General features: G+C 73.7%; 9 protein-coding genes. 4 read left to right on the top strand and 5 right to left on the bottom strand.

What is annotated here, in order from left to right; translation table 11 throughout:
- Positions 1-30 precede the first annotated feature (30 nt).
- Positions 31-1,392: a glutamine synthetase family protein gene (locus ACIPSC_RS00575; RefSeq protein WP_395296430.1), complete on the bottom strand. Its 1,362-nt coding sequence runs from the start codon at positions 1,390-1,392 to the stop codon at positions 31-33.
- Between the two features lie 153 nt (positions 1,393-1,545).
- Here ACIPSC_RS00575 and ACIPSC_RS00570 point away from each other — a divergent pair, with 153 nt between their 5' ends.
- A complete protein-coding gene (locus ACIPSC_RS00570) occupies positions 1,546-3,300 on the top strand; it encodes an NAD+ synthase (protein WP_400821950.1) in 1,755 nt (584 codons plus the stop codon).
- A 12-nt stretch (positions 3,301-3,312) separates the two neighbouring features.
- Here the strand turns inward: ACIPSC_RS00570 and ACIPSC_RS00565 are convergent, their stop codons facing one another.
- The 3 genes from ACIPSC_RS00565 to ACIPSC_RS00555 form a co-directional block, all read right to left on the bottom strand.
- The gene (locus ACIPSC_RS00565; protein WP_400822468.1) at positions 3,313-4,269 is read right to left on the bottom strand and encodes an endonuclease/exonuclease/phosphatase family protein; all 957 of its coding nucleotides are present in this window, start codon (positions 4,267-4,269) and stop codon (positions 3,313-3,315) included.
- 488 nt (positions 4,270-4,757) lie between these two features.
- Positions 4,758-5,396, bottom strand: coding sequence for a TetR/AcrR family transcriptional regulator (locus ACIPSC_RS00560; RefSeq protein ID WP_400821948.1), 639 nt, complete (start codon positions 5,394-5,396; stop codon positions 4,758-4,760).
- A gap of 173 nt (positions 5,397-5,569) precedes the next feature.
- On the bottom strand, positions 5,570-7,249 hold the full coding sequence (locus ACIPSC_RS00555; RefSeq protein WP_400821946.1) for a DHA2 family efflux MFS transporter permease subunit: 1,680 nt from the start codon (positions 7,247-7,249) through the stop codon (positions 5,570-5,572).
- A gap of 357 nt (positions 7,250-7,606) precedes the next feature.
- On the opposite strand from ACIPSC_RS00555, the gene panB reads away from it, so the two are divergent.
- The 3 genes from panB to ACIPSC_RS00540 all read left to right on the top strand — a co-directional run bounded on the left by panB (position 7,607) and on the right by ACIPSC_RS00540 (position 10,546).
- Positions 7,607-8,476, top strand: coding sequence for a 3-methyl-2-oxobutanoate hydroxymethyltransferase (gene panB, locus ACIPSC_RS00550; protein ID WP_400821944.1), 870 nt, complete (start codon positions 7,607-7,609; stop codon positions 8,474-8,476).
- Positions 8,477-8,714: 238 nt separating this feature from the next.
- On the top strand, positions 8,715-9,737 hold the full coding sequence (locus tag ACIPSC_RS00545; RefSeq protein WP_400821942.1) for an ATP-binding cassette domain-containing protein: 1,023 nt from the start codon (positions 8,715-8,717) through the stop codon (positions 9,735-9,737).
- Positions 9,734-10,546: an ABC transporter permease gene (locus tag ACIPSC_RS00540; RefSeq protein WP_400821940.1), complete on the top strand. Its 813-nt coding sequence runs from the start codon at positions 9,734-9,736 to the stop codon at positions 10,544-10,546. Before ACIPSC_RS00545 ends, ACIPSC_RS00540 begins: the two co-directional genes overlap by 4 nt.
- Before the next feature lie 160 nt (positions 10,547-10,706).
- Here ACIPSC_RS00540 and ACIPSC_RS00535 read toward each other — a convergent pair whose 3' ends face one another.
- Positions 10,707-14,105 (bottom strand): ATP-binding protein, encoded by a 3,399-nt coding sequence (locus ACIPSC_RS00535; protein ID WP_400821938.1) that lies wholly within the window; start codon positions 14,103-14,105, stop codon positions 10,707-10,709.
- Positions 14,106-14,241 lie beyond the last annotated feature (136 nt).

Below are 14,241 nucleotides of genomic sequence, written 5' to 3'. Positions count from 1 at the left end.
GAGCAGGCCCACTTGACAGTTGACGGCCGGTCAGAGCACCTGGAGGTTCTTCCGCAGCTCGAACGGCGTCACCTCGGAGCGGTACTCCTCCCACTCCTGGCGCTTGTTGCGCAGGAAGAAGTCGAACACGTGCTCGCCGAGCGTCTCGGCGACCAGCTCGCTGCGCTGCATCAGGTCGATCGCCTCGCCGAGGTTCTGCGGCATCGGCTGGATGCCGAGGGCGCGGCGCTCGGAGTCGGTCAGCGCCCAGACGTCGTCGTCGGCGCCGGGCGGGAGCTCGTAGCCCTCCTCGATGCCCTTGAGGCCGGCCGCCAGGGTGACGGCGTAGGCCAGGTAGGGGTTGCAGCCGGTGTCGAGCGAGCGGACCTCGATCCGGGTGGAGCCCTGCTTGCCGGGCTTGTACATCGGGACGCGGATCAGCGCGGAGCGGTTGTTGTGGCCCCAGCAGATGTACGACGGGGCCTCGCCGCCGGCGCCGGCGGTGCGCTGGGAGCCGCCCCAGATCCGCTTGTACGAGTTGACCCACTGGTTGGTGACGGCGGCGGTCTCGGCGGCGTGCCGCAGCAGGCCGGCGATGAAGGAGCGACCGACCTTGGAGAGCTGGTACTCGGCACCGGACTCGTGGAAGGCGTTGCGGTCGCCCTCGAAGAGCGAGAGGTGGGTGTGCATGCCGGAGCCGGGGTGGTCCGAGAACGGCTTCGGCATGAAGCTGGCGTGCACGCCCTGCTCCAGCGCGACCTCCTTCATGACCAGGCGGAAGGTCATGATGTTGTCGGCGGTGGAGAGCGCGTCGGCGTAGCGCAGGTCGATCTCCTGCTGCCCGGGGGCGCCCTCGTGGTGGGAGAACTCCACCGAGATGCCCATCGACTCCAGCATGGTGATCGCCTGGCGGCGGAAGTCGTGGCCCACGCCGCGCGGGGTGTGGTCGAAGTAGCCGGACTGGTCGGCGGGGATCGGCGGGGTGCCGTCGCCGGGCAGGTTCTTCAGCAGGAAGAACTCGATCTCCGGGTGGGTGTAGAAGGTGAAGCCCTGCTCGGAGGCCTTCTCCAGGGTGCGCTTGAGCACGAAGCGCGGGTCGGCGAAGGACGGCGAGCCGTCCGGCATCAGGATGTCGCAGAACATCCGGGCCGTGCCCGGCGTCTCCGATCGCCAGGGCAGGATCTGGAAGGTGGTCGGATCCGGCTTGGCGATCATGTCGGACTCGTAGACCCGGGCGAAGCCCTCGATCGCCGAGCCGTCGAAGCCGATGCCCTCCTCGAAGGCCTGCTCCAGCTCTGCCGGCGCCACCGCCACGGACTTCAGGAACCCGAGCACGTCGGTGAACCACAGCCGGACGAAACGGATGTCACGCTCTTCGAGCGTCCGGAGCACGAACTCCTGCTGCTTGCCCATGGGGACAGTCTCACCTCTGCTCTTTACGTTCGTGTTACGCCCGGAAACCACCTGGGAGCGACTGCTCCCCATCATGGCGGATCGCGGCCCCGCGGGGCAGTGGTGACCCCCCGCCCGGGACATTGCGTCAGATAGACGATTACACTCGGGGCCATGCCCAATCTCCGTCTCGCCCTGAGCCAGACCGACCCCTGGGTCGGCGACATCGCACGCAACAGCGATGAGGTGGTGCGCTGGACCAAGCGGGCCGCCGAGGCCGGCGCCCAGCTGGTCGCCTTCCCCGAGATGGCCCTCACCGGGTACCCGGTCGAGGACCTCGCCCTGCGCCGTTCGTTCGTCGAGGCGTCCCGGTCCGCGCTGGTCGAGCTCGCCGCCCGGCTGGCCGCGGAGGGGCTGGGCGAGCTGCCGGTGGTGGTCGGCTACCTCGGCCGCTCCGACCAGGCCTCGCCGCGGTTCGGCCGCCCGGCCGGCTCGCCGCAGAACTGCGCCGCCGTGCTGCACCGGGGCGAGGTGGTCACCCGGTTCGCCAAGCACCACCTGCCCAACTACGGCGTCTTCGACGAGTACCGCTGGTTCGTCCCCGGCGACCAGCTGCCGGTGCTGCGGCTGCACGGCGTGGACGTCGCGCTCGCGATCTGCGAGGACATCTGGCAGGACGGCGGCCGGGTCACCGCCGCCCGCGAGGCCGAGGCCGGCCTGCTGCTGGTGATCAACGGCTCCCCGTACGAGCGGAACAAGGACGACGTCCGGCTGGAGCTGGTCCGCCGCCGCGCCGCCGAGGCGGGCTGCCCGCTGGCGTACGTCAACATGGTCGGCGCCCAGGACGAGCTGGTCTTCGACGGCGACTCGATCGTCGTCGCCCCGGACGGCGAGGTGCTGGGCCGCTCCCCCCAGTTCGAGGAGCACCTGCTCGTCCTCGACCTGGACCTGCCGGCCGCCAGCAGCGACCACACCGACGGGCTGCTGCTCAGCGACGGCCTGCACCTGGTCCGCAAGGAACTGGACGGCGAGGTGCGGCCGGCCCCGGCCGAGCCGCTGCGCGCCGAGGTGGCGCCGCGGGTCTCCGACGAGGCCGAGATCTGGGCCGCGCTGGTCTCCGGCACCCAGGCGTACGTGCGCAAGAACGGCTTCCGCTCGGTGCTGATCGGCCTCTCCGGCGGCATCGACTCGGCCCTCGTGGCGGCCATCGCGGTGGACGCGATCGGCGCGGAGAACGTCCACTGCGTCTCGATGCCGAGCCGCTACTCCTCGCAGCACTCCCGGGACGACGCCGCCGAGCTGGCCCGCCGCACCGGGCTGCACTTCCGGACGGTGCCGATCGCCCCGATGTTCGACGCCTACATGGCGGCCACCGAGCTGACCGGCCTGGCGGAGGAGAACCTGCAGTCCCGGCTGCGCGGCACGCTGCTGATGGCGATCTCCAACCAGGAGGGGCACATCGTGCTCGCGCCCGGCAACAAGAGCGAGCTCGCGGTCGGCTACTCCACGCTCTACGGCGACTCGGTCGGCGCGTTCGGCCCGATCAAGGACGTCTACAAGTCGCTGATCTTCCGGCTGGCCAACTGGCGCAACGAGGAGGCCGAACGGCGCGGCGAGGTGCCTCCGATCCCGGAGAACACCATCACCAAGCCGCCGTCCGCCGAGCTGCGGCCGGACCAGAAGGACACCGACTCGCTGCCCGACTACGACCTGCTGGACACCGTCCTCGACCTCTACGTCGAGGGCGACCAGGGCCGGGACGCGATCGTGGCCGCCGGCTTCGACCCGGCCGTGGTGGACCGCGTCGTCCGGCTGGTCGACACCGCCGAGTACAAGCGGCGGCAGTACCCGCCGGGCCCGAAGATCTCGGTGAAGGGCTTCGGCCGGGACCGCCGCCTCCCGATCACCAACCGGTGGCGCCGGGGCTGAGCCGCGGCCGGGTCAGTAGCGGTAGGTGGCGGCCACCGCAAGGTGGTCGCTGCCGTCCCGGCCCAGGGTGCGGGAGTCGGTGGGCTTCAGGCCGCCCTTGCTCATGATCTGGTCGATCCGGGCCATCGGGAAGGACGCGGGCCAGCTGAAGCCGATGCCGTCGCCGGCCGCGCCCTGGGCCGAGCGCATCTGCGAGGTGATCGGCGCCAGGCTGCGGTCGTTCATGGTGCCGTTGAGGTCGCCGAGCAGCAGGATCTTCTTCAGCTGCTCGGCCTCGATCGCGTCGCCGAGCGCCTGGGCGCTGGCGTCCCGCTGGCTGACGGTGAAGCCGCCCTCGGCCTTCAGCCGGACCGACGGCAGGTGCGCCACGTACACCGCGACCGGGCCCTGCGGGGTGGCGACCTGGGCCCGGAACGCCCTGGTCCAGCCCATCTTGATGTCCACCACCGAGACCCCGCTGATGGGGTACTTGGACCAGAGGCCGACGGTGCCCTCGACCGCGTGGTACGGGTAGGCGTCGGCCAGCCCGGTCTCGTAGCCGCGCAGCGGCCTGCCGGCCAGCTCCTGAAGCGCGACGATCTGCGCGCCGGAGTCCTTGAGCAGCTTGACCGTGCCCTGGGTGTCGGTGTTGGCCGCGGCCACGTTGTGGCTGACCACCGTGAAGTCGCCGGTGCCGCCGCTCTTGTCGCTGAGCAGGCCGCCGAACATGTTGAACCAGATCAGGGTCGGCAGCAGCAGGGCGATCAGCGCGGTCGCCGAGCGGCGCAGCAGCGCGGGCACCAGCAGCACCGGGACGGCCAGGCCGAGCCAGGGCAGGAAGGTCTCCAGCAGGCTGCCGAGGTTGCCGACGGTGTTGGGCACGTCGGCGTGCAGGCCCAGCAGGGCGGCGGTGAGCAGGGCGAGGGCGGCGACCGCGAGGCCGCGCCGCCAGGTGGTGCTGCCCCGGCCGTCCCGGCCCCAGTGCCGCAGGCCCAGGAACCCGCCGCCACCGGCGCCCGGGCCGTCGGGGCGGGGGCCGGGGCCGTCGGGGCGGAGGTCGTCGGGAAGGGGACCGGGACCGTCGGGGCGGGGCCCGTCGGCAAGGGGGCCGTCGGCAAGGGAGCCGGGGCTGCCGGGAAGCGGACCGGGGCCGCCGTCGGCGCCCGGGCCGTCAGGACGGTAGCCGGAGCCGCCGTCGGCCGGGCCGCTGCCCCCCGCCTCCGGTGCCGCCGTCCGGTCCGCCCTGTCCGCCTGCGCCATGCCGTGGCTCCCGTCGTTCGTGCCGTCTGCCGTTCCGGGCCCGCGACGCCGCCGGCGGGGCGGGCGAGGCGCCGGACCGGTGCCGGTTCGATCGGATTCCCGGCTCAGCCTATGCCGGGACAGACGCCGGTCCGGTGGAGCGGGTTCCGGCGTGGCCCGCTTTGGTGAGCCACACCACGGCGGGTGCGCCGGGGGCGCGCGGCGGGAGCGGCGCCGGGTCAGCCCCGTTCGCCCCGGGCGGCCGGGCCGCCGAGGCCCTGGAGCAGGGCGTCGACCATCTTGACGGCCAGCGCCGGGTCCTCCAGGTCGGAGTCGTCCCAGAGGACGCTGCGGGCGAGGATCGGGCCGACCAGCAGGTCGCCGACGAGGTCCTCGTCGAGGTCGGAGCGGAGCTCCCCCTCCTCGATGCCGCGGCGGACGAGCTCGCGGGCGGCCTGCCGGCGTGGCTTGATCACCCGCTCGCGGTAGGCGGCGTGCAGCTCGGGCGAGCTGTGCATCTGGCCGAGCGCGGCCTTGAGCACCCAGCGGGAGCGCTTGGCCAGGCCGCGCAGCCGCATGTACTCGATCATGGCGACCAGGTCGCCGCGGACCGATCCGGTGGTGGAGGGGAGCGGCTCCTCCAGCCGGCTGACCATGTCCACCAGCAGCGCCTCCTTGTTGGGCCAGCGCCGGTAGATGGTGGCCTTGCCGACGCCGGCCGCGGCGGCGATGCCCTCGATGGTCAGCTCGGGCAGGCTGGTGCCGCCGGCCATCAGCTCCTCGACCGCGGCGAAGATGGCCTGCTCGGCGGCCTCACTGCGGGGGCGGCCCCGGCGCGGGGCGGCGCAGTCCGACGCGGTCGTGCTGTCGGTGGTCATCGCCGCTCCTGTCTGCCCGGCCGCTCGCGTGCACGCGGCGCCGTCTCCCACTCCCGAACCTCCCGATTGTCGTCCGCGGCCCCGGATCCGGGAAGTCCCGGTACGGCCGCGGCCCTGCCCGCACGGACGGATCCGGACGGGCAGGGCCCATTGTCGCTCAGCGCAGCCGCTGGTCAGGCGCGCGCCGGGGCCGCCGGGCGGGACTTCCCGGCCAGGTCGGCCGCCTGCTCGGGGCCGGCCTGCCCGGCCTGCGCCGTGCCGGGCGCACCGCCCTGGCCGCCCGCACCGCCCGGTCCGGCACCCGGTCCGGCGGCCGGCACCCGGCCGGGGAGCAGGAACCAGGCCAGCAGCGCGCCGACCACCGTGATGCCGGCGGAGAGCCCGGCCACCACGTGCATCGCGCTGATGAAGGAGTCGTTGGCCGGGCCGACCAGCCCGGCGCCCTGCGGGCCGAGCCGCCCGGCGACGGTCAGGGTGGCCTCCAGGGACTCGCCCGCCTTCTCCCGCAGCGCCTCGGTCGGCAGCGCGTCCAGCTTGTCGGCGATGCCGTCGCGGTAGACGGTGGAGAGCACCGCGCCGAGCACGGCGACCCCGAGCGAGCCGCCGACCTGGCGGAAGGTGTTGTTGATGGCCGAGCCGGCGCCGGCCTTCTCGCGCGGCAGCGAGCCCATGATGGCGACCGTGACCGGCGGCATGACGTGCGCCATGCCGGAGCCCATCAGCAGGCCGAGCACCACCAGCACCCAGATCGGGGTGTCGGTGTCCAGCAGCAGGTAGCCGAGGAAGCCGACCGCGATCAGCGCCATGCCGCCGGCGCAGGTGGCCCGGACGCCGAAGCGGTCGACCACCAGCCGGGCCCGCGGGGCGAACAGCAGCTGGGCGACGGCCAGCGGCAGCATCAGCACACCGGCCTGGAGGGCGCTGTAGCCGCGCACGCTCTGGGTGTAGAAGACGCCGAAGAACGAGACGCCCATCAGGGCGAAGAAGACCACGCCGACGACGGCCACCGAGGCGCTGAAGACCCGGTTGCGGAACCAGGTGACGTCCAGCGCCGGGTGCGCGGTACGGCGCTCGAACCAGACGAAGGCGGCCAGCGCCGCGGCGCCGACGAGCATCGGCACCCAGGCCTCGGGGGAGGTGAAGTCGGCGAGCTCGCCGCCCTTGATGATGCCGAAGATCAGGGCGACCAGGCCGATGATCGAGAGCAGCACGCCGACCGGGTCGAGCCGGCCCGGGTTCGGGTCCTTCGACTCGGGCACCAGCAGCACCATCGCGATCAGGGCGACGATCACGATCGGGACGTTGATCAGGAAGACCGAGCCCCACCAGAAGTGCTCGATCAGCACGCCGCCGGTGATCGGGCCGATGGCGATGGCCAGGCCGACCGCGCCGGCCCAGATGCCGATCGCCTTGGGCTGCTCGGCGCGCTCGAAGACGTTCATGATGATGGCCAGCGTGGCCGGCATCGCCAGCGCGCCGCCGACGCCCATCAGCGCCCGGTAGCCGATGAGTTCACCGGGCGAGGCGGCCAGCGAGGAGAGCAGCGAGGCGACCCCGAAGACCGCCATGCCGGCCAGCAGGGCGCGCTTGCGGCCGAACCGGTCGCCGAGCAGGCCGGCCGTGAACAGCAGGCCGGCGAAGACCAGTGTGTAGGAGTTGATCGCCCATTCCAGGTCGCTCTGGCTGGCGCCGATGCCGGTGGGCGCCGGGGACGCGATGGTCTTCATCGCGACGTTGAGGATCGAGTTGTCCAGGACGACGACGAGCAGGGCGAGCACCAGCGTGCCCAGGATCGCCCAGCGGCGGCGGTGGATGGCTTCCGGTACCCGTGGTGGCGCGGCTGCGGTGGTCATGGCGGTCTCCCCGTCCGTGGTGGCGTGACACTGGCGGGCATTTCCGAGCCGATGGCGTCTCGTAACCCCCGTAGGGAGCGTAGCGCCATTTTCGATACGAGACGAATCCGTTTCGTAAAACATGGGCAAAGAACAGGCCGCCCCTGGCCACCCCTGGCCGCCCCGGACGGGCGTGCGACCGGGTGCGCGGCCGGGTGCGCGGCCCGGCCCACAACCCGGCCCGACGCCCGGTGTGCCGCAGATCGCACCGCCACGACGGCACCCCTCTTTGCGCCCGTGCCGGGGCGTGCAAGCATGGAGGTGATCCGGGGACGCCACACGGCGCCACGAGACGACAACCCTTCAGGAGCCTGTTCGATGAACGCTTCTTCGCCCTCGCCTGCCCAGAACCAGGCGTCGACCGCCTCGCTCTACGGCGGGGTCACCAACCGCCGCGTCACCGTCCGCGACCTCGCCGCCGCCAAGCAGCGCGGCGAGAAGTGGTCGATGCTCACCGCCTACGACGCCCTCACCGCGGGCGTCTTCGACGAGGCCGGCACGCCCGTGCTGCTGGTCGGCGACTCGGCGGGCAACTGCCACCTGGGCTACGAGACCACCGTCCCGGTGACCATGGATCAGATGGTGATGCTCTCCGCCGCCGTCGTCCGCGGCACCCAGCGGGCCATGATCGTGGCCGACCTGCCGTTCGGCTCCTACCAGGAGTCCCCCGCGCAGGCCATGCACAACGCCGCCCGGCTGATGAAGGAGGCCGGGGTCGGCGCGGTCAAGCTGGAGGGCGGCGAGCGCAGCGCCCGCTCGATCGAGCTGCTGGTCGAGGCGGGCGTCCCGGTGATGGCGCACATCGGGCTCACCCCGCAGTCCGTGCACGCCCTCGGCGGCTACCCGGTCCAGGGCCGCGGCGACGAGGCGGCGCACCAGCTGCTGCGCGACGCCAAGGCGGTCCAGCAGGCCGGCGCCTTCGCCGTCGTCCTGGAGGCCGTGCCGGCCGAGCTGGCCGCACAGGTCACCGAGCAGCTGGCCATCCCCACCGTCGGCATCGGCGCGGGCGTGGGCACCGACGCCCAGGTGCTGGTCTGGACGGACTTCGCCGGCATGACCGCGGGCCGGGTACCGAAGTTCGTCAAGCAGTACGCCAACCTGCGGGCCGTGCTCGGCGAGGCCGCCCGCGAGTTCGCCGAGGACGTCCGCTCCGGCGCCTTCCCGGCACCCGAGCACACCTTCCACTGACGGTCCCCGGACCGCCGGACCGGGCCCCGCTCCCCTCTCCCGGGGGGCGGGGCCCCGTCGTGTCCGGGCGCCGTCGTGTCCGGGCCCCGTCGTGTCCGGGCCCCTCCGTGCACGAGGGCGGCCGCGTCCGGGCTCCGACAGCGGGATGACAGCAAGGTGACAGCGCGCCGCCGGTGCCCCGCCCGCCCCCGCCGGGCGGTGACAGCCCGCTGACAGCCGGGCCGGACAACCTGAGGGCATGACACCAATCGCCACCGCCCCGAACGACCGGGGGCGCACCGCCGGCAACGCCGTCGAGGTCCGCGGCATCGTCAAGCACTACGGCAGCACCAAGGCCCTCGACGGGGTCGACCTCACCGTCCGCGAGGGCACCGTGCTCGGCGTGCTCGGCCCCAACGGCGCCGGCAAGACCACCCTGGTCCGCGTCCTCTCCACCCTGATCAAGCCGGACGCCGGCACCGCCTACGTCGGCGGCTACGACGTGGTGCGCCAGCCCAAGCAGCTGCGCCGGACCATCGGCCTCACCGGCCAGTACGCGTCCGTCGACGAGATGCTCTCCGGCTACGAGAACCTCTACCTGATCGGCCGGCTGCTCGACCTCTCCCGCAAGGACGCCAAGGAGCGCGCCGCCGAGCTGCTGGAGCGGTTCTCGCTCACCGACGCCGCCAAGCGGGTCGCCAAGACCTACTCCGGCGGCATGCGCCGCCGTCTCGACCTGGCCGCCAGCATGATCGGCCGCCCGCGGGTCCTCTACCTGGACGAGCCCACCACCGGCCTGGACCCGCGCACCCGCAACGAGGTCTGGGACGAGGTGCAGCGGATGGTCGCCGAAGGCTCCACCGTGCTGCTCACCACCCAGTACATGGAGGAGGCCGAGCAGCTCGCCGACGAGCTGACCGTGATCGACAAGGGCCGGGTGATCGCCTCCGGCGGCATCGCCGAGCTCAAGGCGCAGGTCGGCGGCCAGACCCTGCAGATCCGCCCGGTCCACCGGGCCGAGCTGCCCGAGATGGCCCGCTGCCTGCACGAGACGGGCATCGCCGAGGCCACCTTCTCCGCGGACACCGGGCTGCTCTCGGTACCCATCACCGGCGAGGAGCAGCTCACCGCGGTGATCCGGGTGCTCGGCACCCGCGGCTTCGCCGTCGCCGGGATCGACACCAAGGTGCCCAGCCTGGACGAGGTCTTCCTCACCATCACCGGAAAGCCCGCGGCCGCCGCGGTGCCCGCCCCGAGCCTCGCCAAGGAGCCCGTCGCATGACCACCGCCACCGCCGCCACCGCCCGGGTGGAGGACTCCCGGATCGACCTGGCCGGCCACCTGCGCCACGTCGGCGCGCTGACCCGCCGCAACCTGATGCGGATCAAGGCGGACCCGGAGTCGATGTTCGACGCCGTGCTGATGCCGATCATCTTCACCGTGCTGTTCGTCTACGTCTTCGGCGGCGCGATCTCCGGCGGCCAGGACGCCTACAAGCAGTACATGATCCCCGGTCTGCTCGGTCAGACCGGCATCACCTTGGCGATGGCCGTCGGCACCGGTCTGAACAGCGACTTCCAGACCGGGGTGATGGACCGCTTCCGCACCCTGCCGATCGGCCGCTCCGCCGTCCTGCTGTCCAAGATCGCCGCGGAGACCTGCCGGGCGCTGCTCTCCTTCGCCATCCTGATCGGCTTCGCGCTGATCCTCGGCTTCGAGGTGAAGACCGGACCGCTGGAGGTGCTGGCCGCGATCGGCCTCTCGCTGGTGTTCGGCATGTCGATCGTCTGGATCTCGATGCTGCTCGGCATGGCGCTGCGGAGCGCCCAGGCCGTCCAGGGGGTCTCCATGCTCGTCCTGATGCCGCTGCAGTTCGGCAGCTCGATCTTCGCGCCGACCGACACCATGCCGGGCTGGCTGCAGTCCTTCACCAAGGTGAACCCGCTCTCCGCGCTCGCCGACGCCTGCCGCTCGCTGCTCAACGGCGAGGGGGCGCTGGCCCACCCGGTGCTCATCGTGCTGGGCTGGTCGGTCGGCGTCACCCTGGTCTTCGCCCCGCTCGCGGTGGCCCGGTTCCGCAAGCGGACCTGAGCCGGCCGTCGCAGCCACCGGAACCGCCGGTCGGCCGGCCCCTGGGGACGGGGGGTCGGCCGGCCGGCCTCGCTGCCTGCCCACAGGCCGCCGGGCCGTCAGCCGCCCGGCCGTCAGCCACCGGCCCAACCGCCCACCGGGGCGTCGAGCCGGCAGGCCGTCAGGCCATCAGGCCGTCCAGCAGGGAGCTGGTCTGCGGCGGCGACAGACGGGCGCCCTCCAGGTGGGCCTCCTCGAACACCTCGTCACCGAGCAGAGCGCGCAGGCTCGCTTCGGCGGCCGTCCGTTCGACCCGGTCCAGGTAGCCGCCCTTCGGCCCGTTCAGCTCGGTGTGCGCACCGAGCAGCACGGCCGCCTTGCGGGCCGCGGCGAGGTCGTGGTCGCGCTCGGCGAACACCCGCAGCACCCCGGCCGCCGGGGGGACCAGCATGACCGACAGCTGCTCCGCGAAGCCGCTGCCCTCGGGCGGCACCGCGCGCAGCAGCCGCCGCCCCTCGTCCACGATTTCGAGCCCCCGCTCCGGATCGCCGGCCCGCGCGGTGATCCAGCCCCTGGTGACCGTCAGCATCCCGCCGACCAGGTCGGGGGCGAAGGTCCCGATCCGGCTGGTGGTCCAGTTCACCCGGTCCAGCTCGGCCAGCGCGTCGTCGTACGCACCGCGCTGGGCGCTGATCCCGCAGAGCATCAGGCGCCCGAAGAGCAGGGCGCCGTTGGCCGCCTGGATCTCGCCGGGATCGATCATGTCCAGGGCCTCGCGGATGTACCGTTCGCCGTCTTCGAGGTCCTGTTCGAGCATCGCGCTGCCGAGGTGCACCCGCAGCATCGGCACCTCCTGCGGCGCGTCCAGCTCCTCGGCCAGCTCGATCGCCCGCTGGTAGGCGGCGACCGCCTCCGCGGACCGGCCCTGGCCGGCCAGCGCCTCGCCGTGCGCCGCGTACGCCTGGGACATCCCCCACCGGTCGCCGATCCCCCGGTACAGCGCCAGCGACTCCTCGCCGTCCCGGAGCGCCTGCTCCAGCCCGCCGGGCCAGTCGTTCATCGTCTTGGCCCGGATCTGCAGGACGAACGCCAGGTCGGCGGCGCGGCCGTGGCGGCGGCAGCCCGCCACCGTCTCCTCCATCAGGTCGCGCATCACCTCCAGCCGGCCGGCCAGGAAGGCGCCGAACACCCGCATCACCCCCGGGAACCGGTAGCTCTGCGGGAGGTCCGGGGTGTAGGCCTCCAGCAGCTTCCGGGACACGCGAATCGCATCCCGGTCGGCCAGCACGTCGAGGTTCCCCTCGAAGAGTCCGACCAGCCGGAAGATCTCCAGCTGCCGGCGTGCCTCGGCCGCCACCCCGGGCGGCATCGGCACCCCGTACTCCAGGACCTGCCGCTCCAGCGGCTCCGGCGGCGGGCCGGCCGGGTCGAACGGGTCCGGGCCGAGCGCGCGCACCGCGTCGTACCAGCCGCGCGCCTCCAGGCTGAAGCCGCGCAGCGACCAGTACCAGCTCATCCCGAGCGCGAGGGCCAGCCCCTCCTGCTCCTCGGCGCGGTCCACCGCCCGGCGCAGCGCGGCCCGGATGTTGTCGTGCTCCCGCTCCAGCACCGCCAGCCAGCGCAGTTGCTCCGGGCCGTGGACGTGCTGGTCGGCGGTACGGACCAGTTCGCGGAAGTGCACCAGGTGGCGTCGCTCGACCTCGGCCCGCTCGGCCGCCGCGGCCAGCCGCTCCTCGGCGTACTCGTGAATGGTCTCCAGCATCCGGTAGCGGGACGAGCCGTCCCCGCTCAGGTCGGCCACCACCAGCGACTTGTCGGCCAGCGAGAGCAGCTGGTCGGCGACCTCCTCGCGGGGCACCTCGACGTCGTCGGCGCAGATCGCCTCGGCGTCCTCCAGCGTCCAGCCGCCGGCGAACACCGAGAGCCGCCGCAGCACCGCCCGCTCCCGCTTGCCGAGCAGCTCCCAGCTCCAGTCGACCACCGCGCGCAGGGTCTGCTGGCGGGGCAGCAGGGTGCGGCTGCCTCCGGTGAGCAGCGCGAACCGGCCGTCCAGGCGGTCGGCGATCTGCCGGGCCGTCATCACCCGCAGCCGGGCGGCGGCCAGCTCGATGGCGAGCGGCAGGCCGTCCAGCCGGCGGCAGATCTCGGCGCAGGCCTCGGGCTCGCGCTGCGGGTCGAAGCCGGGGCGCGCGGCGGCGGCGCGCTCGGCGAGCAGGCGCAGCGCGACCGGGTCGGGCAGCGGCTCCACCGGCAGCACCGTCTCGCCGGGGACGCCGAGCGGTTCCCGGCTGGTGGCGAGGACGGTCAGGCCGGGGCACTCGGCGAGCAGCCGGTCGGCGAGGTCGGCGGCGGCCTGGATCAGGTGCTCGCAGTTGTCCAGGACGAGCAGCATCCGGCGGTGGCCGCAGTACTCGACGAGCCGGCGCAGCGGGTCCTCCGTGCGGGGCTCGATGACCTCGGCGACCATGCCGCCGGTGTGCAGCACGGTCTCGCGCAGGCCGAGCGCGGAGACCACGGCGGCGGGCACCGCGGCCGGGCTCTCCAGCGGGGCGAGTTCGGCCAGCCAGACACCGTCCGGCCAGTGGCCGGCCGCCTGCTCGGCGCGGCCGGCCTCGACGGAGAGCCTGGTCTTGCCGGAGCCGCCGGGGCCGGTCAGGGTGACCAGCCGACTGCCCGTCAGGGCGCCGCGCAGGGCGGCGAGGTCGTCCTCGCGGCCGACGAAGCTGGTCAGGCGGGTGCGCAGGTTGCCCGCGCTGCGGGGCGGCTGCGGAGCGGTGGCGGCCGGGGCGAGGACCGGGGTGGTGGCGGGCCCGGGGACGGCCGGCTCCGGCGCGGCCGGGGCCGGGCGGTCCGCCGGTGGCGGGTCCGCAGGGGCCAGCAGCTCCGCGTAGAGGGTCTGGAGCTGCCGGCCCGGGTCGACGCCGAGCTCCTCCGCGAGGGTGCGCCTGGTCCGCTCGTAGTGGCGCAGCGCCTCGGCGGTGCGCCCGCTCTCGTGCAGCGCCCGGACCATCAGGTACTGCACCGGCTCGTCCAGCGGCTGCCGGCCGCAGAGCTCGGCGAGCTCTGCCACCAGCTCGGCCGCCCGGCCGAGGCCGAGGTCGGCGAGGATCCGGTGCCGGCGCACCTCCTCCCGCTGGGCCTCCAGCCGGGTGGCCGGGCCGCCGCGGTCGGGCAGGTCGGCGAGCACGGGGCCGCGCCAGAGCGCCAACGCGGCCCGCAGCTGCTCGGCGGCGGGCCCGTGGTCACCCTCCTCCAGCGCCCGGCGACCCTCCCCGGCCAGCCGCTGGAACTCGCCGAGGTCGGTCCGCGGCTCGGTCAGCCAGTAGCCGGCCGGCCCGGAGCCGACCTGGTCGCGGCCGATGGTCCGGCGGAGCCGGCCGACCAGGGTCTGCAGCGCGGCCGACGCGTCCTGCGGCGGCTCGGTGTCCCAGACCTCGTCCACCAGCAGGTCGGCCGCCACCGGCCGTCCCTGCCGCAGGACCAGCGCCGCGAGCAGCGCCCGCAGCCGGGCTCCGCCGAGCGGGACCGGCGTGCCGTCGTCGTGGTGGGCCGTGGTGGTGCCGAGGATGCCGTAGTGCACCCGCCCATTCTGGTCGATGGGCGCGGCCGGCACGCACAATTGTCCGGGCTCCCGCCGGGCCGCGGAACCCTGCGCGGGGCGCCGGACGTTCACCCGGGACGGCTTGTCCGGCGACCGGCCGGCCCGGCATGATCGG

Origin of the sequence: Kitasatospora sp. NPDC090091 (assembly GCF_044747365.1) — a bacterium.
Taxonomy (GTDB): domain Bacteria; phylum Actinomycetota; class Actinomycetes; order Streptomycetales; family Streptomycetaceae; genus Kitasatospora.
The sequence above is the reverse complement of the archived record's forward strand: the minus strand, read 5'-3'. Positions and strand labels throughout refer to the sequence as shown.